This is a genomic window from Sphingopyxis sp. H050 (assembly GCF_001468265.1).
Classification (GTDB): domain Bacteria; phylum Pseudomonadota; class Alphaproteobacteria; order Sphingomonadales; family Sphingomonadaceae; genus Sphingopyxis.
The window spans coordinates 165617-184883 of sequence record NZ_LNRZ01000005.1 but is presented as its reverse complement, the minus strand read 5'-3'; the positions used below and the strand labels follow the sequence as shown (position 1 = coordinate 184883).

The 19267-nt window shown below is 65.0% G+C and carries 17 protein-coding genes; 11 read left to right on the top strand and 6 right to left on the bottom strand.

Annotation, left to right across the window (positions count from 1 at the left end):
* Window positions 1-34: 34 nt before the first annotated feature.
* Window positions 35-2059, top strand: a complete 2025-nt coding sequence (gene rpoD, locus ATE67_RS11990) for an RNA polymerase sigma factor RpoD (protein ID WP_058816903.1) — start codon at window positions 35-37, stop codon at window positions 2057-2059.
* A 51-nt stretch (window positions 2060-2110) separates the two neighbouring features.
* On the opposite strand, the gene ATE67_RS11985 is transcribed toward rpoD, so the two are convergent.
* Complete coding sequence (locus ATE67_RS11985; protein WP_058816902.1) at window positions 2111-2683, bottom strand: hypothetical protein; 573 nt, start codon at window positions 2681-2683, stop codon at window positions 2111-2113.
* An 87-nt stretch (window positions 2684-2770) separates the two neighbouring features.
* Here ATE67_RS11985 and ATE67_RS11980 point away from each other — a divergent pair, with 87 nt between their 5' ends.
* The 5 genes from ATE67_RS11980 to ATE67_RS11960 all read left to right on the top strand — a co-directional run bounded on the left by ATE67_RS11980 (window position 2771) and on the right by ATE67_RS11960 (window position 7003).
* Window positions 2771-3838, top strand: a complete 1068-nt coding sequence (locus ATE67_RS11980; protein ID WP_058816901.1) for a winged helix-turn-helix domain-containing protein — start codon at window positions 2771-2773, stop codon at window positions 3836-3838.
* 308 nt (window positions 3839-4146) lie between these two features.
* Entirely contained in the window at window positions 4147-4449 is a 303-nt protein-coding gene (locus ATE67_RS11975) for a PspC domain-containing protein (protein WP_231728141.1), read from the top strand.
* A gap of 281 nt (window positions 4450-4730) precedes the next feature.
* On the top strand, window positions 4731-5402 hold the full coding sequence (locus ATE67_RS11970; protein ID WP_058816900.1) for a DUF6975 family protein: 672 nt from the start codon (window positions 4731-4733) through the stop codon (window positions 5400-5402).
* 224 nt (window positions 5403-5626) lie between these two features.
* The gene (locus ATE67_RS11965) at window positions 5627-6472 is read left to right on the top strand and encodes an AAA family ATPase (protein ID WP_058453951.1); all 846 of its coding nucleotides are present in this window, start codon (window positions 5627-5629) and stop codon (window positions 6470-6472) included.
* Between the two features lie 99 nt (window positions 6473-6571).
* A complete protein-coding gene (locus tag ATE67_RS11960) occupies window positions 6572-7003 on the top strand; it encodes a GFA family protein (protein ID WP_058816899.1) in 432 nt (143 codons plus the stop codon).
* On the opposite strand, the gene ATE67_RS11955 is transcribed toward ATE67_RS11960, so the two are convergent.
* Window positions 7000-8397: a methyl-accepting chemotaxis protein gene (locus ATE67_RS11955; RefSeq protein WP_058816898.1), complete on the bottom strand. Its 1398-nt coding sequence runs from the start codon at window positions 8395-8397 to the stop codon at window positions 7000-7002. The genes ATE67_RS11960 and ATE67_RS11955 overlap by 4 nt on opposite strands.
* A 634-nt stretch (window positions 8398-9031) precedes the next feature.
* Between ATE67_RS11955 and ATE67_RS11950 the strand changes: the two genes are divergently transcribed.
* The 3 genes from ATE67_RS11950 to ATE67_RS11940 all read left to right on the top strand — a co-directional run bounded on the left by ATE67_RS11950 (window position 9032) and on the right by ATE67_RS11940 (window position 12034).
* Window positions 9032-10210 carry a vWA domain-containing protein gene (locus tag ATE67_RS11950; RefSeq protein WP_058816897.1) on the top strand — a complete coding sequence of 393 codons (1179 nt, stop codon included), beginning with the start codon at window positions 9032-9034 and terminating at the stop codon, window positions 10208-10210.
* Window positions 10211-10364: 154 nt separating this feature from the next.
* The gene (locus ATE67_RS11945; protein ID WP_082660338.1) at window positions 10365-11171 is read left to right on the top strand and encodes a lipid II flippase Amj family protein; all 807 of its coding nucleotides are present in this window, start codon (window positions 10365-10367) and stop codon (window positions 11169-11171) included.
* Window positions 11172-11176: 5 nt separating this feature from the next.
* Window positions 11177-12034, top strand: coding sequence for a DUF817 domain-containing protein (locus tag ATE67_RS11940; protein WP_058816896.1), 858 nt, complete (start codon window positions 11177-11179; stop codon window positions 12032-12034).
* A gap of 126 nt (window positions 12035-12160) precedes the next feature.
* On the opposite strand, the gene ATE67_RS11935 is transcribed toward ATE67_RS11940, so the two are convergent.
* The 3 genes from ATE67_RS11935 to ATE67_RS11925 all read right to left on the bottom strand — a co-directional run bounded on the left by ATE67_RS11935 (window position 12161) and on the right by ATE67_RS11925 (window position 15284).
* The gene (locus tag ATE67_RS11935) at window positions 12161-13405 is read right to left on the bottom strand and encodes a M24 family metallopeptidase (protein ID WP_058816895.1); all 1245 of its coding nucleotides are present in this window, start codon (window positions 13403-13405) and stop codon (window positions 12161-12163) included.
* A gap of 125 nt (window positions 13406-13530) precedes the next feature.
* Entirely contained in the window at window positions 13531-14739 is a 1209-nt protein-coding gene (locus ATE67_RS11930) for an exo-beta-N-acetylmuramidase NamZ family protein (protein ID WP_058816894.1), read from the bottom strand.
* Window positions 14736-15284 (bottom strand): DOMON-like domain-containing protein, encoded by a 549-nt coding sequence (locus ATE67_RS11925; protein ID WP_058816893.1) that lies wholly within the window; start codon window positions 15282-15284, stop codon window positions 14736-14738. Before ATE67_RS11925 ends, ATE67_RS11930 begins: the two co-directional genes overlap by 4 nt.
* A 39-nt stretch (window positions 15285-15323) precedes the next feature.
* Between ATE67_RS11925 and tyrS the strand changes: the two genes are divergently transcribed.
* Window positions 15324-16550, top strand: coding sequence for a tyrosine--tRNA ligase (tyrS, locus tag ATE67_RS11920; protein ID WP_058816892.1), 1227 nt, complete (start codon window positions 15324-15326; stop codon window positions 16548-16550).
* Between the two features lie 74 nt (window positions 16551-16624).
* Window positions 16625-16966 carry a PilZ domain-containing protein gene (locus ATE67_RS11915; RefSeq protein ID WP_058816891.1) on the top strand — a complete coding sequence of 114 codons (342 nt, stop codon included), beginning with the start codon at window positions 16625-16627 and terminating at the stop codon, window positions 16964-16966.
* 149 nt (window positions 16967-17115) lie between these two features.
* Here ATE67_RS11915 and recG read toward each other — a convergent pair whose 3' ends face one another.
* Window positions 17116-19182, bottom strand: a complete 2067-nt coding sequence (gene recG, locus ATE67_RS11910; protein WP_058816890.1) for an ATP-dependent DNA helicase RecG — start codon at window positions 19180-19182, stop codon at window positions 17116-17118.
* Window positions 19183-19267 lie beyond the last annotated feature (85 nt).

Below are 19267 nucleotides of genomic sequence, written 5' to 3'. Positions count from 1 at the left end.
TGCCCACCGGCTGGGCAATGACCAGGAACAATAAATGGCCACGAAGAACACCGCCGACACCGATACCGACACCGACGGCCCGCTGATCGACCTCAACGAGGCCGATGTCAAAAAGCTGATCGCGCGCGGCAAGAAGCGCGGTTACCTGACCTATGACGAGCTGAACGCGGCGCTGCCGCAGGACGAGATGTCGTCCGAGCAGATCGAGGACATCATGTCGGCGATCAGCGACATGGGCATCAACATCGTCGAAAGCGACGAGGATGTGCAGGAAGAGGCCGACGCCGAACCCGACGACGAAGTCGATGTGTCGGCCGGCACCGGTTCGGTGTCGAACCCCGCGATCGAAAAGAAGAAGGAAACGGTCGATCGCACCGACGATCCCGTCCGCATGTACCTGCGCGAAATGGGCGCGGTCGAGCTGCTCAGCCGCGAGGGCGAAATCGCGATCGCGAAGCGCATCGAGGCGGGCCGCGACACGATGATCCTGGGGCTTTGCGAAAGCCCGCTGACCTTCAACGCGATCATCGACTGGTCGACCGCGCTGAACAATGGCGACATGCAGCTGCGCGAGATCGTCGATCTGGAAGCGATGCTGTCGAAGGATCCCGCGCCCGAGAATCTCGACGAGGAAGGCGCCGAGGACGATGGCGAGATCAGCGAAAAGACCGCCGGCGTCTCGTTCAAGGACGAGGACGAGGTCGAGGAAGAGCCCGCCGCCGACGAGGATGACGAGGACGGCGAAGGCTCGTCGGGCAAGCGCGAAACCTTCGAGGAGGACGAGGAAGACAACACCCTCAGCCTCGCGGCGATGGAAGAGCTGCTGAAGCCCGACGCGCTGGAGAAGTTTGCGAACATCACCAAGAGCTTCAAGGCGTTCCAGAAGCTGCAGGAAGCGCGGCTCGAATCGCTGTCGGGCGGCGACGAATTCCCGTCGGCGTCGGAGAAGAAATATCACAAGCTGCGCGAGGAACTCACCGCGCAGGTCGAGAGCGTGCAGTTCCACGGCACCAAGATCGAATATCTGGTCGACCAGCTCTACAGCTACAACCGCCGCCTGACCGCGCTCGGCGGCCAGATGCTGCGCCTCGCCGAGCGCCACAAGGTGCCGCGCAAGGCGTTCCTCGACAATTATGTCGGGCGCGAGCTCGAAGAGAATTGGCTCGAGGAAGTCGGCGGCATCGACAAGAAATGGGCCGCCTTCGCCGAGAATGAAGCCGGCGCCGTCGACCGCATCCGCATCGAGATCAGCGAAATCGCGCAGGCGGCGGGCATGAGCCTGACCGAATTCCGCCGCGTCGTGAACATGGTCCAGAAGGGCGAGCGCGAAGCGCGCATCGCCAAGAAGGAAATGGTCGAGGCGAACCTGCGCCTCGTGATCTCGATCGCCAAGAAATATACGAACCGCGGCCTGCAGTTCCTCGACCTCATTCAGGAAGGCAATATCGGCCTGATGAAGGCGGTCGACAAGTTCGAGTATCGCCGCGGCTACAAGTTCAGCACCTATGCGACCTGGTGGATTCGTCAGGCGATCACCCGCAGCATTGCCGACCAGGCGAGAACGATCCGCATCCCGGTCCACATGATCGAGACGATCAACAAGCTGGTCCGGTGCAGCCGCCAGTTCCTCCACGAAAGCGGCCGCGAGCCGACCCCGGAGGAAATGGCCGAGCGCCTGTCGATGCCGCTCGAAAAGGTTCGCAAGGTGATGAAGATCGCCAAGGAGCCGATCAGCCTCGAAACGCCGATCGGCGACGAGGAAGACAGCCACCTCGGCGATTTCATCGAGGACAAGAACGCCGTCATCCCGGTCGACGCCGCGGTGCAGTCGAACCTCAAGGAAACGGTCACGCGCGTGCTGGCGTCGCTCACCCCGCGCGAGGAGCGCGTGCTGCGCATGCGCTTCGGCATCGGGATGAACACCGACCATACGCTCGAGGAAGTCGGCCAGCAGTTCAGCGTGACGCGCGAGCGCATCCGCCAGATCGAGGCGAAGGCGCTCCGCAAGCTGAAGCATCCGAGCCGCAGCCGCAAGATGCGCAGCTTCCTTGACCAGTAAGGTCGGGCGCAGGCGATGTTGAAATAGCCCCGCTCCGGCGGGGCTATTTTTTTAGTCGGCGCGCACTTCGGCGGTTTTCGCCGCGTGACGGAACAGCGCCGCCGCGGTCAGCCACAGCGCGGCGAAGAAGGCGCTCAATATCACCAGGCCGACGACCCCGGCGGGATCACGCTGGGTCGAAGGCGCCGTCCCTATGACCAGCGCGAGCAGCATTTGTACGCCCGCGGTGCCCAGCATCGCGCGCGCCATCCCGGCAGGACGAAAGCCGGCCGAAAAGGCGCCGATCGCGGCGATCAGCACGAGCATGAAAAAGCTCAAGTTCACGGGATTGTCCTCGCTGCCGACGATGCCCACCGCGACATTGACCCAGACCAGCAGGAACGACACCGCCAGCGCGACGATCACGCCGCCGCGATAGGCGAAGCTCGGCGACACCAGCGTCGCGCGATCGTAAAGCAGCAAGACGCCGCCGATCATCACGCCGGCAAAGACAAAGGAGCCCGCGTTCCAGTTCCACTCGCTGCTCAGCTGCATCATCGCCAGCGGGGTCAGCAGCAACAGGGCGCCGGCCGTCCATCGCGCGATGCGCCAGCCGTTCCATCCGATGTTCGTCTCCACCACCATTCGCTTGCCTCCTTGACCATTTGGGGCTTTAGCTGTGGCCGCGCGGCCGATGAACGGCATGAGCAGGATCTGAGATTTTGCTGAAAAATGGCTGAAACCCGCTTTCGGTTCGATGACTTCGCCGTCGACACGGCGGATCGCAGCCTGCGCCGCGGCGACGCTGTGCTGGATCTGAGCAGCCGCTATTTCGATGCGCTGGCGCTGCTGCTCGCCGAACGCGGCCGGCTCGTCACCAAGGATCGCTTCATGGCCGAGGTATGGCGGGGCGTCCCGGTCACCGACGAAGCGCTGACCCAGTGCATCCGTTCGCTGCGCCGCCTGCTCGGCGACGACGCCGCGCGCCCGCGATTTATCGAAACCGTGCCGAAGCACGGCTATCGCTTCGTCGGGGCCGTGCAGGCCGGTTCGGCGGGCATCGCGCCAAGGCCGGCCCCAGACGCCACCGGCTCGGTGCTGCTACCCGTCGCGGCGGCGACGATCGGCGGCGGCGCGGCGGGCATATTGGGCGGCACGCTCTACGGGCTCGGCGTGAATCTGCAGGGTTTGCAGCCGGGCCTCGGCGCAACGTCGGCGCTGTTCGTCCTGCTGGCGATCAACATGCTCGTGGGCCTCGTCGCCGGGGCGGGCGTCGGCCTCGGCATCGCGCTCGCGACCCGGCGCTGGCCCATTGGCTGGCAGAGCAGCGTGCTCGGCGGCCTGGCGGGCGGCTTCGTTACCGGCGGCGCAGCGAAGCTCGTCGGGCTCGACGCCTTCCGGCTGTTGCTCGGCGAGGCGCCCGGCCGGATGACGGGTGCGCCCGAAGGCGCGGTGCTTGGGGCGGCGGTCGGCCTCGCGGCATGGATCGCCGGCCGCCGGTCGCGTTCGCCGGCGCAGGCCGTTGCGATCGGTGCGGCGGCGACGGGCGCGGCGGGCTTCATCCTCCCTCTGCTGGGCGGGACGCTGCTTGGCGGCAGTCTCGATCAGCTCGTCCGGCGCTTCCCCGACTCGCGCTTCAGTCTCGCGCCGATCGGCCGCCTGTTCGGCGAAACCGGCTTCGGCCCGGTCAGCCAGGCGGCGACGGCCGGAATCGAAGGGTTGCTGTTCGGCGCCTGCATCGTCGGCGCCCTCGGCTTTTTCCTGTCGGGCCGCGCCGCGGAGCGCCCTCCGTCCCCCTGAAACCGGCGTTCGTCGAAAAATTGGTGCGGCGCACAAAAATTTGCGGCTGCCTACTTCAATTGTTCATATTTCGACGCCAGATAGCGGTCGTCGCCGGGTGCTGCTCCGTCAGGGAGCGTTCATCCGGGACCGCTAAATGGCAAATAATCCCATTCGATGGGAAACAATACATATCGCCGGGACGGCGGCCGATCCGGCCGACCCGAAAAATCCCGGAAATAGAGAGAATGCACGAACTGGCACGGCCATTGCTTAGCAGTGGGTATGAACGCGGCTCCCCCTCCGCCGCGGCCAAAGGGAAAGACAAGATGATGCAGACCGAAACCGAAAACCTCTTCCGCCGCCGCGATACTTTCTTCGGCATCTGCGAGGCCGTGGGACAGGATTTTGGCTTCAACCCGCTGTATCTGCGCCTCGCGTTCATCGCGCCGCTGTTCTTCTTCCCGGTGCAGACCTTTGCCGCCTATTTCGCGCTCGGTTTCATCGTTCTCGCCTCGCGCCTGCTCTTCCCGAACAAGGCGGCGGCGGTGCAGGTCGAGCAGTCCGCGCCGACCGCGGTCGAACCCGCCAAGGCCGACGGCAAGACCGAAGATTTCGCTCTCGCAGCTTGACGGGACGCGGGCCGGGCTCTCTCCCTCTCCCCGCCCTGCTCGCCTCCCGCAGACCATGGCGCTCCCCGGCGCCATAGCATCGAAGACCGGCAAGCCCTCCCCCGTGCTTGCCGGTCTTTTCGCATCGCGCGCACGCTGTCCCTATCCGGAACAGAGGCGAGCCAATTCGGCGCAAATCGCCCGCCCCTTATAAACGTGACGTTTACGACGATCGTCTAAGCACGACGCTTGAAATCCACCGGCATCGGGTCTTGCCCGCCGCCCCAGGCAAGGATCACGCGTTGAGCCAGTCGACCAAGCCCCAGCTGCCCTCGCGTGGCGTCGCCGAACTGCTCGACAATCTCGTCGCCAGCGAGGGGACGGGAGCGCACGCGCATGTCAAATCGGGCGCGCTGTCCAGCGGCCCCGACGCGATGCGCAACCTGGCCGACGCCGTCCATTTCATCGGCCTGCTCCACGGCCGCTATCCCGGCGTCGTCGACAGCGCCGCGCGCAAGGCAGTAGACCCGATTTCGCGCCGATGGATGGAGGAAGCCGCGCAGGCTTTCGCGCAGGAGCGCGCTTTCCTGTCGAGGATCGCGGCTGCCGTCGGCCCCGTGCCGAGCACACAGGGTCAGGCGCAGTGCGAAGCCGCGGTCGCGGCACAGCGCAAGGCGCTCGACATGCTCGCCGAATCCGACCGCCACGGCTGCGCGGTCGGTGCGGCGATCGCGCTGACGCTCGACTGGCGCACGATCCGCGTCCTGCTCGACATCAGCGCCCAGCGGCTCGACATGAATACGCCGCGCTGCACGCTGCCCGATCTGCGCGACACCGCGCGGCTTGCCGCCGATGTTGCCGACAGCCCGGCCGCCGAACGCGCCGTCGCCTTCGGCGCGCAGCAGTTGATCGCGCAGCATGCGGGCCTCTGGGACCTTCTCGCCGCGCGCGCCGCGAGCCGCGCCCACGCATAACATCCTCCCTGTGGCGGCGCCCTTCGACTGCCTTGCAGGCGCTCAGGATAACTGCGCCTTCGGCGCAGCGCTGACGGAACGGCCAGAACGCAGCCCCTCCACCATCGGCTGCGCCGACGGTCCCCCTCCCCACCGCCACGCGGCAGGGAGGATCATCAACTTTGCTTGCACCCCTCCCCTCGCTGTGCCATTTCGCTTGACGTTCACGTTAAGGGAAAGAGCCGATGCGTTTCGAAGGTACCAGCGCCTATATCGCCACCGACGACCTGAAGGTGGCGGTCAACGCCGCAACGATGCTGCGCCGCCCGCTGCTCGTGAAGGGCGAACCCGGCACCGGCAAGACCGTGCTGGCCGAGGAAATCGCCAAGGCCTTCGACGCGCCGCTGATCACCTGGAACATCAAGTCGACCACGAAAGCCCAACAAGGCCTTTATGAATATGACGCGGTCGCGCGCCTGCGCGACGGCCAGCTCGGCGAAGAGCGCGTCCACGACATCCGCAATTACATCAAGAAGGGCAAGCTATGGGAGGCGTTCACGTCCCCGAAACTCCCCGTCCTCCTGATCGACGAGATCGACAAGGCCGACATCGAATTCCCGAACGACCTGCTCCAGGAACTCGATCGCATGGCCTTCCATGTCTATGAGACCGACGAGACGATCAGCGCCAAGGAACGCCCGATCGTCGTCATCACCTCGAACAACGAGAAGGAACTGCCCGACGCCTTCCTGCGCCGCTGCTTCTTCCACTATATCAAATTCCCCGACCGCGACACGATGGCCGACATCGTCGAGGTCCACTTCCCCGGTATCCAGAAAACGCTGGTCAGCCGCGCGATGGACATCTTCTATGATGTGCGCGACGTTCCGGGGCTCAAGAAAAAGCCCTCGACCAGCGAGCTGATCGACTGGCTGAAGCTGCTCCTCGCCGAGGATATGCCGCTCGAAGTCCTGCAGAACCGCGACGTCGGCAAGGCGATCCCGCCGCTCCATGGCGCGCTGCTCAAGAACGAGCAGGATGTGATGCTGTTCGAAAAGCTCGCCTTCATGGCGCGCCGCCAGGGCGCCTGACCGCCGCCGGCGTCCGATTGCTCACATCGCGAGCGCATGGCCGATTGCGGCCGCGCGCGCTTCTGATATTCTCGCAAAAGCGATGATGCGGGACGAGGCATGGCGGACGGCAATTATTCAGGAAGCTGCGCCTGCGGCGCGGTAAGGTTCGAGATCGCTGGCGATCCTCTCGCGGTGCGCCAGTGCTGGTGCCGCCATTGCCAGAAGCTGGCGGCGGGCGGACCGACGCATAACGCTTTCTTCATGGCCGACGCGATCAGCGTGACGGGCACGCTCGCCTCGAACGCGCATGCCGCCGACAGCGGCAACGAGCTGACCTGGTATTTCTGTCCATCGTGCGGCACCCAGCTTTTCGGTTCGTCGTCCGCGCGGCCGCAGATGCGCGCCGTACGGCTGGGGAGTCTCGACCCGGTGCACGGTCTTGAACCGACGGCGGCAATCTGGGTACAGGAAGCCCCCGCCTGGGTCACGATCGATCCGGCGCTGGAACAGCATCCGGCGCAGCCGCCGCCCCCGCCTTCACAAAATTAGAGCTGGTAGGCGACCTCGACGTCGCCCCAGCGGCGACCGTTGATGATCGCCGGCATATAGACGTTGCGCACGGTCATGTAATTGATGCCGTCGCCTTCCTGGCGATAGACGGTCATGAAGAAGGGCGCGGTGCTGCGCTTCGCGGCGGCGTCGGTCTCGTCATAGAGGATGCGGCCGTTGCGGCAGTGCGCGGTGTCATGCTCCAGGTCGCCGGTCGGCGCGCGCGAGCAGTCGGTGATATGCGTCGGCAGGAAGCCGTTCATGTCGCCCGCCGACGACATCTTGATTTCGGGATGGGTCGCGACGATGCGGTCGAACAGCGGCCGCCAATTGGCGTCGGCCCAGTCGCACAGCGTCGTGCGGAAGCGTTCGGGGTTGGAGTTCGGGACGCGAACATAGTTGGTGTCGAAGACCTGCTCCATGGTCAGCTCTCCGCGTTGGATCGCCGCTTCGGCCAGACCGACGAACTCGTCGCGGACCTTCGCCGCCAGCTCGACGATCGCCGAATCCTGCGGGGAAACGCCGGCCGAGATCACCGCGTTGAACATGCGGTTCGACACATGCTCCATCGACAGGATCGAATCGCGCGTGCCCTCCAGGGTGGCGCTGTTGTCGCGCACCGAGGTGACGACGCGGTCCATCGCCTCGCGCACCTTGGCGCCATTGGCGTGCACCATCGCGCTCGACTGCGCGATGCGGTCGCTCTGGTCGTCGAGCAGCGCGACGAGATGCGTTGCATCGTGCAGCGCATCGGTGATCGTCTCGAACTGCGCCTCGGCACGGCTCGACTGTTCGACGCCCGACTGGATTTCGGCAACCAGCCCGCTTGCCTCGGTGGCGAGGCTGCCGATGCTGCGGCGGATCTCGTCGGTCGCGCCGCGCGTGTTCTGCGCCAGCTTCTTCACCTCGGCGGCGACGACCGCAAAAGTGCGCCCGGCATCGCCTGCGCGCTCCGCCTCGATCGCGGCGTTCAGCGCAAGCATGTTGGTGGTCTTCGCGATCGACTCGATCGACTGGCTGACCTGTTGCACCTGCTCCATCACCGCGGCGAAATTGGTGACATGCGTGCCCAATCGCGCGACGAGGTCGATGACCGAACGGAATTCGCTGACCGCGGCATTGACGCGCTCGGCGCCGGTGTCGAGCTGTTCGCACGCGCGCGCCGAAAGCAATTTCGCCTCGTCGGTCGAATCGGCGATCTGACGCTGGTCGTTTTCGAGGCTGACGACGAATTCTTCCAGCCGGCCGAGCTCGGCGATCTGGCGGTCCATCTGGTCGGTCGCCCGCTTGATGCGCCCCGCGGCGTCGCTGCAGCCGACGGCCAACTCGCCGCAGTCGGAAGCCACCGACTGGTCGAGTATCGGCGCGGCCGGATTGATAGGTTCGAATTTCATTGCGCACCCACGTCCCTGAATGATCGCGAAGATATGACGGGCAATGGTTAACGGGGCGTCAATGGGTGCCGGTAGCGGGCGTCGGCTTGGGGGTGGTGAGCGGACGTTCAATCCTCCCCACTTGTGGGGAGGTGGTAGCCGCACAGCGGCTAACGGAGGGGGTGTGCGTCCTCCCGCAACCTCGGCTCACTCCGCCAGCCCCCTCCACCACCTCCGGTGGTCCCCCTCCCCGTAAGCGGGGAGGATCTTTACGGCCGCAATCGGTCGAAAGCCGTCTGACAAGCAAATCGCCCCTTTCCTACATTATCCCGCTGTGCCAGCCCCTTCGCATGAGTCTTTGGATCGCCGATACCCATCCGCCCCAGGCGGTCTCCCACATCGTTCCTAAAACGACAAAGGAGACAGTTTCGACGCGCCGGTCCGTATCTTTTGTCGCCTTAAGGCCGCAAAAGCCGCAAAGCCCGGTCGCGCAGGCGGGTCTTTTGTGGCTTTAGCCGACGCGGCCCACGCCGTCCGTTCGCGATTTGCGAGTGAAGTTGCGCAGTTTTCCGCCACTTCTCCTGTCTGTCGCGACCCAAGTTTCCGTAAACGTAAAGTGATTGCGCGCACCGCGCCGACGCGATAGGTCTTTGCCATGCTTCTGGGCTTTCTCGACGAACTGCGGGCCGCGGGCATTCCCGCCAGCCTGAAAGAGCATCTGCTGCTGCTGGAGGCGCTCGACCGCGAGGTCATCGACCGGACGCCCGAGCAATTCTATTATCTCAGCCGCTCGATCTATGTGAAGGACGAAGGGCAGCTCGACCGCTTCGACCAGGTGTTCAACAAGGTCTTCAAGGGCCTGCTCACCGACTATGGCCAGAACCCCGTCGACGTTCCGGAGGAATGGCTGAAGGCGGTCGCCGAGAAATATCTGACGCCCGAGGAGATGGAGGCGATCAAGTCGCTCGGCGACTGGGATGAGATCATGGAGACGCTGAAGAAGCGGCTCGAGGAACAGCAGAAGCGCCATCAGGGCGGCAACAAGTGGATCGGCACCGGCGGCACGTCGCCCTATGGCAATTCGGGCTACAACCCCGAGGGCGTCCGCATCGGCGGCGAGAGCAAGCACAAGCGCGCGCTGAAAGTCTGGGAAAAGCGCGAGTTCCAGAACCTCGACAACACCAAGGAACTCGGCACCCGCAACATCAAGATCGCGCTGCGCCGCCTGCGCAAATTCGCGCGCGAGGGCGCGGCCGACGAGCTCGACATCCCGGGCACGATCGACGGCACCGCGCGGCAAGGGTGGCTCGATATCAAGATGCGCCCCGAACGGCGCAATGCGGTCAAGCTGCTGCTGTTTCTCGACGTCGGCGGGTCGATGGATCCGTTCATCAAGCTGTGCGAAGAATTGTTCAGCGCCGCGACGACCGAATTCAAGAATCTCGAATTCTTCTACTTTCACAATTGCCCGTACGAAGGCGTGTGGAAGGACAACAAGCGCCGCTGGTCGGAACGCCACCAGATGTGGGACATCCTCCACAAATATGGCCATGATTATAAGGTGATCTTTGTCGGCGATGCGTCGATGAGCGCCTATGAAATCACCCATCCGGGCGGCAGCGTCGAACATTTCAACGAGGAATCGGGCGCGGTCTGGCTGCAACGCATCACCCATGTCTATCCCGCCGCGGTGTGGCTCAACCCGGTGCCCGAGGCGCATTGGGGCTACACCCAGTCGGTGAAGCTGATCAAACAGCTGATGAACGACCGCATGTACCCGCTGACGCTCGCGGGGCTCGACGATGCGATGCGCGAGCTGACGCGCAAGCATTGACGGCGAGGCGGCCAAACCTGGTCGTGACCATTTTGCGCCGATCCCCTAATTCCGTTCGCATCGAGCGAAGTCGAGATGCCCATCATCGGCACACGCCCCTAGGGTGTCTCGACTTCGCTCGACACGAACGGATTTCTACGTATTAGGCCCCGACATGATCGACCTCCCCCTCGTCACCATCCTGCTGCTGACCGGCTTCATCAACCTGATCGGCGCACTCGCCTACGCCGCGCGTATCGCCGGCGTCCGCACGCGGCGCATTGCGATGTCCTTTGCGCTGTTCAACATCCTCGTGCTCTTCTCGCGCACCTCGAACAGCTTCCTCGGCCCGTTCCTCGCCAAGCGGATCGAGACGCGGATCCACGACGGCAGCGGGGCGTCGCTGTTCATCGACATGCAGCTCGTGCTCGCCGCGGCAAGCGTCGCGACGTTGATCGGGATATTGCTGGTGCCGACGGGGCAGCGGATGTTTGCGGCGGCGATCGGCTGGTATCAGGATAACCGCTCGACGACGAAGCTCGCGCTGAAGGCCGCGAGCCCGAGCGGGCTGCGCACGCTGCGCCGGTCGCTGACGATCCCCAGCCTGTCGCACCTCCGGAGCTGGAAGATGCCGAAGGGGATCGGTTGGGGCGTGCTGATCGCCAACTGCCTCGCGCAGTCGCTGCTCGCGGTCGGCGTGGTCGCGTCGCTCTACGCCGGCTATCTCGCCCCCGAATTCCGCGTCACCGCATCGCAGTTGTCGGCGTTGATCAACGGCTTCGCGACGATACTCCTGTTCGCCTTCATCGACCCGCAGCTGTCGGTGATGACCGACGACGCCGTCGAGGGCAAAGTCGACGAGGCCGATTTCCGCCGCGCGATCACCTTCATCTCGCTGAGCCGCCTCGCCGGGACGGTCCTCGCGCAGCTGCTGCTGCTCCCCGCCGCCTCGCTGATCGCATACGTCGCCGTCTATGTCTGACGTCTATGTCTGCTAGCGGCGGCGGCAACAGCCGCTTCCACGCCGTCCGCGCGCGCTTGGAAGCGATGGCGGTCGAACCCGGGCCGCGCGGCTGGTTCCTCGAGTTTCTCGTCTTCGGCTTCAAGCAGGGGTGGGCGTGCCTGTTCGGCGGCCTGATGCTCGCGCTGCTGCTCGGCACGCACCTGTTCTGGCCCGAGAACGCGCAGCTCCACCGTTATGATGCGATCACGATCGGCGCGGTGCTGATCCAGCTCGGCATGCTCGCCTTCCGGCTCGAAACGCCGAAGGAAGCGCTCGTCATCCTGATTTTCCATATCGTCGGCACGGTGATGGAGCTGTTCAAGACCGCCGCGGGATCGTGGCAATATCCCGAGCCGAGCCTGCTCCACATCGGCGCCGTGCCCCTCTTCTCGGGCTTCATGTACGCCGCGGTCGGCAGCTATATCGCGCGTGTCTGGCGTATCTTCGACTTCCGTTACACCGGCTACCCGCCGGTGTGGACGAGCCATGTCCTCGCCGCCGCGATCTACGTCAATTTCTTCGCGCACCATTGGCTATACGACTTCCGCTGGTTCCTTTTCGCGGCGACCGCACTCCTCTTTTGGCGCTGCCAGGTCTGGTTCCGTCCGCTCCACACGCACCGCCGCATGCCTTTGCTCGTCGGCTGGGGGCTCGTCGCGCTCTTCATCTGGCTCGCCGAAAATATCGGCACGTTTGCGCGCGCCTGGACCTACCCCAGCCAGAACGACGGCTGGCATATGGTCGGCCTTGAAAAGCTCGGTAGCTGGTATCTGCTGATGATCATCAGCTTCGTGCTCGTCAGCCTCGTCCAGCGGCCGAAGGCGCCTGACGCCAGCCCCTAATCCGTTTGTGCTGCGCTTGTCGAAGCACTGTCCTTCTCTTCACCGAGGAAAGCAAAGAACGGCCCCCTTCGACTGCCTTGCAGGCACTCAGGACAAGCTTAGACAAGCTCAGGGCGAACGGATTTGTCAGGCAAAAGGCTGATCGATCGACGGCGGTGGAGTGCTGAACCACTTCGGGCCGCTGTCGGTCATGTAGAAACAATCCTCCAGACGGATGCCGAACTCGCCGGGAATATAAATGCCCGGCTCGTTCGAGAAGCACATGCCCGGTGCTAGCGGCGTCGTCTCGCCGCGCACCAGATTAACCGGCTCATGCCCGTCGAGCCCGATACCGTGGCCCGTGCGGTGCGAGGTGCCGGGCAGCTTGTATCCCGGTCCCCAGCCGAGGCTTTCATAATAGGCGCGCACCGCGTCATCGACCTTGCCGGCGGGCGTGCCGAGCTTCGCCGCGGCGAAGGCGACATCCTGTCCCTTGCGCATCTGATCCCACACCTGCCGCTGACGGGGCGTCGCCTTGCCGTAAACGAAGGTCCGCGAAATATCGGACTGATAGCCGTGCACGGTCGCGCCGCAGTCCATCAGCACGACCTCACCGTCCTTCACCGCCTGCGGCTTGCCGCTCCCGTGCGGATAGGCGCTCGCCTCGCCGAGCAGGATCAGCTCGAATTCGCTCTGCCCGCCGAGCGCGGTGGTCGCGGCCTTCATGATCGCGCCGATGTCGGCAGGCGTCATCCCCGCCTCGACGCGCGGCGCGGTGTGGCGATAGGCGGCGAGCGTGATGTCCGCGGCGATCTGCATCAGCGCGATTTCGGCGGGCGACTTGTGCATTCGGCACCCGCGCACGACGGGCGCGCCGTTGACCACCGTCGCTTCGGGCATCACCTTTTCCAGCCCGTCGACCGCGAAATAGCGCACCGTTTCCTCGACGCCGATCCGGCCCTTCGCCAGCCCGCGCTTGCCGAGCCATCCCGCGACCGCCGCCAGCGGATTCTCGTCCTCGTTCCACGTCAGCACCTCGGCGTCGATGCCCAGGCTCTCGCGCACCGAAGGCTCTTCGAAAAAGGGCGTGACGATCGCGACCTCGCCCTCGCGCGTCAGCACCGCCGCGGTCAACCGCTCGCTCCGCCACCATTCGACCCCGGTGAAATAGATGAGGCTCGACCCCGGCTCGATCAGCAACGCGCCGATATCGTTCGCGCGCATCAATTCGGTCGCCTTGGCGATCCGCGCCATGCGCTCGGCCTTGCCGATCGGGACAGCCTTGGCGGCAAGGTTGGGCAGGCCGGCGGTATCGGCGGCAAAGGCCGATACGGGCAGGCTGGCTGCCAGACCGCCAAGTGCCGCCGTGCCGAGAAATTGCCGCCTGTGCATTATATTCGACCCTCTTTCCGTTCGCCCTGCGCTTGTCGAAGGGCTGTTCTTGTTTTCAGACCTTGCAAGAAAATACGGTCCTTCGACAAGCTCGAGACGAGCAGCTTTGATTTTCAAGCGATGCTCTAACGATACAACAAAAGCTCTTCGATTTCCGCGCGCCACGCCGCCTCATCCGGCAGCGCCAGCGCGTCAAGATCGCCCGCACCCGCGCCCGCATCGTCGACCCACTCGCGCAGGCCCGGGCCGCCGTTGATCACGTCGATCGCGAGCACATCTTCGGTGTACTCATATTTGAAATCCTTGCCGCGCCAGATCGGATAGTCGGGATAGAGCGAGCGGATCGCCTTGAAGCCCAGCGCCTGCACCCGCCACGGCCGGAACGCGGCATGATCGTACCATTCGCCCTCGGCATGAATGTGAACGCCGTTGTTCAGCTGCTTCATATGCTTGTGAAAGGTCGGCTCGAACCAGATATTCCGCAACTTGCACCCCGCGAGCCATTCGGGCGCGATCCGGCGCATCTCGGCGATCACCGCCTTCGCATCGATATCGGGCGCGCCGAAGAGTTCGAGCGGGCGCGTCGTGCCCCTGCCCTCGCTGAGCGTCGCGCCCTCGACCATCACGGTGCCCGCATAGGCGCGCGCCATATTGACGTTGACGGCGTTCGGGCTCGGGTTGATCCACACGCGATCCGTGGGCCAGCCGAAGCCCGGCCCCTCGGGCTGCCACCCCTCCATCTCGATCACGCGATAGTCGACGTCGAGCCCTAAGTGGCGGATGAACCAGTGCCCCATCTCGCCCATCGTCAGGCCGTGGCGCATCACCATCGGCCCCGCGCCGACGAAGCTTTCCCAGCCGGGCAGAAGCCGCGTCCCCTCGACCGGACGTCCCGCCGGATTGGGCCGGTCGAGCACCCACACCGCCTTGCCATGCTGCGCCGCGGCCTCGAGGACGTAGAGCAAGGTCGTCACATAGGTATAGATGCGACACCCCAGATCCTGCAGGTCGACCAGCATGACATCGAACGTATGCATCGACTGCCCCGACGGCCGCCGCACTTCGCCATAGAGGCTGAACACCGGCATGCCATAAGTCGGATCGGTGAAGTCGGGCGACTCCATCATATTATCCTGCAGGTCGCCGCGAACACCGTGTTGCGGCCCGAACACCGCGGTCACGTCGATCCCGGCCGCCACCAGCGCATCGACGCTGTGCGTCAGGTCGGCCGTCACCGAGGCGGGATGCGCGAGCAGCGCGACGCGCTTGCCCTCGAGTGGTTTGCGAAGCGCCGGATCGGCGAGCAGGCGGTCGATGCCGAAGAGGGTCGTCATGCCCGCCCGCGTGCCTCAAGCGTCAGCGCAAAGCAATCGGGATGATGGAAGTCGGGCTTGCCCGCAGGATGCCGCAGCGCCCAATAGCTTTTCGTGCCGTCGACCTCCTCGATCACCGCCGACAGCGCCAGCTTCGATCCAGCATCGGGGAAAATCCCCGGCTCGACGCGCAGGACATAGCGGCCCACCTCGCGCTCGCTCTCCATCAGCCACGGCGCGAGGTCGTCGGGACGGAGCAGCGAAAGATAATCGTCGAACTGATAACAGGCCCAGCGCCCGTCAGGAGCGTAGTTGAACTCGGTATAGTCGGGCTGGCCTTCCTCGGTCAGGAAGGCCTCGAAACAGGTGCTCTGCCATAGGCCGTCGGTGACGCTGTCGGCGATCACCAGTTCGCCCTCGCCCTGCGGCAGCACAAGGCCGCCGATCTCGCCGTCGACGATGAAGCGCAGCGCAAAGCCCTCCTCGAACGACAGATCGACCTCGACCGCGATCGACCGCACCGCGCGCGCCGGAGTGTCGGGGTGGCAGATCAGGTCGTTCCGCATGCTATCCAAATCGCAAACCCCATGCTAACCGCGCCCGCTATGACGAACTACAAATCCGACTTGCTGCGCCTGCTCGACGAGCGAGGCTATATCCATCAGATGACCGACGCGGAAGGGCTCGATGCTCTGGCCGCGAAACAGATCGTCCCGGGATATATCGGCTTCGACGCGACCGCGCCCAGCCTGCACGTCGGCAGCCTCGTCCAAATCATGATGCTGCGCCGCCTGCAACAGACAGGGCACAAGCCCGTCGTGCTGATGGGCGGCGGGACGACGCGGATCGGCGATCCCACCGGGCGCGACGAGAGCCGCAAGATGCTGTCGGACGAGACGATCGCCGCGAACATCGCCTCGATCTTCAGCATCTTCCAGCAGTTCCTGACCTTCGGCGACGGCCCGACCGACGCGGTGATGGTCGACAATCAGGACTGGCTCGGCAAGCTCGGTTACATTGAACTGCTGCAGGAAGTCGGCACGCATTTCACGATCAACCGCATGATGACCTTCGATTCGGTCAGGCTGCGGCTCGAGCGCGAACAGCCGATGACCTTCCTCGAATTCAACTACATGATCCTGCAGGGCTACGACTTCCGTCACCTGTCGAAGGAGCGCGGCGTGCGGCTCCAGATGGGCGGGTCGGACCAGTGGGGCAATATCGTCAACGGCATGGAGCTTGGACGTCGCATGGACGGCGCGGAACTCTATGGCCTGACGACTCCGCTGCTCACGACGGCCGCGGGCACGAAAATGGGCAAAACTGCTTCGGGTGCCGTGTGGCTCAATATGGGACAGCTGCCCCATTTCGACTACTGGCAATATTGGCGCAATTGCGACGACCGCGACGTGGGTCGATTCCTGAAGCTGTTCACCGATCTGCCGCTGGACGAGATCGCGCGGCTGGAAGCGCTCGAAGGGGCCGAGATCAACGAGGCGAAAAAGATCCTCGCGAACGAAGCGACCGCGATGTGCCGCGGCGCCGAAGCCGCGAAGTCCGCCGCCGAAACCGCGACGCAAACCTTTGAAAAGGGCCAGGTTGGTGGCGACCTGCCCCAAGTGTCGGCCAGCGCCGATGGCATCACCATCGTCGACGCGCTGCGCGAACTCGGCTTTGCGGCGTCGAACAAGGAGGCGCGGCGCAAACTCGACGAGGGCGCGGTCAAGGTCGACGGGGTCGTCGTCCGCGATCCGCAGCACCTGATCCGGCCTGACACGGGCGACGTCCCGGTGAGCCTGGGATCGAAGAAACACGGGCTCGTGACGCGTTGAACCGGGAAAGCCCTTTACGGTTTCTTCAGCATTCATGCCGATGCTCTTCGCCAAACCACAAAGGTCCGGGACGTATGCGTAAGATCGATACCAGCAAGGCCCATTATGTCGGCCTCGACCAGCGAATAGCGCCGCGTAGCGACGTCTATTGCCGACTGCCCTTCGTGCTGCCCGACGGGCGGCAGGAAATGTGCACCTGCGTCAACATCAGCGCCGACGGTATGCTGATGCGGTACGAGCGCGGCTTGGAGATCGGCGACCTCGTCGTGTTCCGCATGCCGATCATCGGCCGCACCGCCGCAAAAGTGGTCTGGTCGCTCGGCGGCAAGACGGGTGTTCAGTTCGAAAAGTCGATCACGGCCGAGGATTATCTGCCGATGATCCGCGCCATGGGCGCCCGAGGCGACGTCAACTAGAAATGCGCGCCCGGGGCGACGTCACCTAAAGCCAGACTTCCAAAAATTCCGTTCGCCCTGAGCTTGTCGAAGGGCCGTTCTTTCTGCGCCGAAAGAGAAAAGGACGGTGCTTCGACAAGCTCAGCACGAACGGGGTTAGTATAGCCCCATCACCCGCTCCGCAGCAACGGCACCGCCGCGTCGCGCTCGAACAGATAAAGGCAGAGGCGCACCGCCTCACCGCGCGCGCCCTCGACACCGCCGTCGCGCTCGACGAACAGCCGCGCGTCGTCGTGCGCCACCGGCAACAGCCGCACCAGTTGCTCGGGCGTCGCGACGCGATAGTCGGCGTCGCCCGACTGTTTGAGCCCCAGCAGCTCGCCGCCACCACGCAGCTCCAGATCCTTCTCCGCGATCACAAAGCCGTCGTTCGTGTCGCGCATCAACGCCAGCCGTTCGCGCGCGGTTTCCGACAGGTTCTGCGAGCGGAGCAGCAGGCACACCGACTTCGCCGCGCCGCGCCCGACCCGGCCGCGCAGCTGATGAAGCTGCGCCAGCCCGAAATTCTCGGCATGCTCGACGATCATCAGGCTGGCGGCGGGCACATCGACCCCGACCTCGATCACCGTCGTCGCCACGAGGACGCCGATCTCGCCCGCCTGAAAGCGCGCCATGACGTCATCCTTCTCCGCCCCCTTCATCCGCCCGTGGACGAGCCCGACGCGCGCATCGCCCAGCCGCGCACGCAGCAGCGCGGCGCGATCCTCGGCCGCGGCCAGCTCGCTTCCCTCGCTCTCGGCGACGAGCGGACACACCCAATAAGCCTGCGCCCCCGTCGCCAGATGCCGGTCGAGGCCGTCGATGACATCCTCCAGCCGGTCGAGCGAAATGACGCGCGTATCGACGGGGGTGCGTCCCGGCGGCATCTCGTCGATCTGCGACACGTCCATCTCGCCATGGTTGGCGAGCTGCAGCGTCCGCGGGATCGGGGTGGCGGTCATCACCAGCAGGTGCGGCGGCCGCATGGCCTTTTGGGTCAGCATCAGCCGCTGCGCGACGCCGAAGCGATGTTGTTCGTCAACGACGACGAGCGCCAGATCCCTGTACGTCACCGCCTGCTGGAAGATCGCGTGCGTCCCGACGAGAATGTCGATGCTGCCGTCGGCAAGCCCCATCAGCGTCGATTCGCGCACCCTGCCCTTGTCGCGCCCGGTCAGGATTGCGAGGTTCACCGGCAGCCCGCCGAGCATCCGCTGCAAGGTCGCATGGTGCTGGCGTGCGAGGATTTCGGTCGGGGCGAGCAGCGCCGCCTGCGTCCCCGCCTCGACCGCCGCCAGCATCGCGCGCAGCGCGACGAGCGTCTTGCCCGATCCGACGTCGCCCTGCAGCATTCGCAGCATCGGCGTGTCCTGCGCCATGTCGCCCGCGATCTCGCGCCCGACGCGCTCCTGTGCGCCGGTCAGCCCGAAGGGCAGTTGCAACGCGTCGGTCAAGCGGCCGTCGCCGACGATCGCGCGCCCCTTGCGGTTGCGCAGCCCCTGCCGGATCAGCATCAGCGCGACCTGGCTCGCGAAAATCTCGTCATAGGCCAGCCGGTCGCGCGCCGCCTCGTCGCGCGGGCTTGCGTGCGCGCGCTCGATCGCTTCGCGCCACGCTGGCCAGTTTCGGTTCGCCAGCAGCGGCGCGTCGACCCATTCGGCAAGCTCGGGCCGCCGTTCGAGCGCCACCGCCGCGAGCTGCGACAGCCGCGCGTTGGTCAGCCCCTCGGTCAGCGGATAGACGGGTTCGTGCTCGGCGATGCCCGCCTCGTCGTCGGGCTCGGCGACGTGGTCGGGGTGCACGATCTGGCGCATTTCGCCATAGAGATCGAGACGCCCCGACACCCTGCGCTTCTCGCCAAGCGGGAAGAGCTTCCTCGCCAGTCCCGACGTCCGCCCGAAATAAACGAGCCGCACATGGTCGCCCGCGCTGTCGAACGCCTCGACCCCGAATGGCGCGCGTGGAGACCGGCCCGGGCGGTAATCCTGCGCGGTGAGCTCGACGATTATCGTCTGACCGGGAAGCGCCTGATCGAGCCGGTCGACCGGAAAACGCGAGATCAGCCCCGTCGGCAGGTGGAACAGCACATCGACCACGCGCTCCAGCCCCAGCCGCGTCAGCGGCTTGGCAAGCTGCGGCCCGACGCCTTTCAGGTCGGTCAGCGCGGCAAAGAGCGGATTGAGTATCTCGGGTCGCATCGCTAGGGCGTGTCTAGCCTCGTCTTTCCGTTCGTGTCGAGCGAAGGAAGCCTTACCTCTCTTTCCGTTCGTGCTGAGCTTGTCG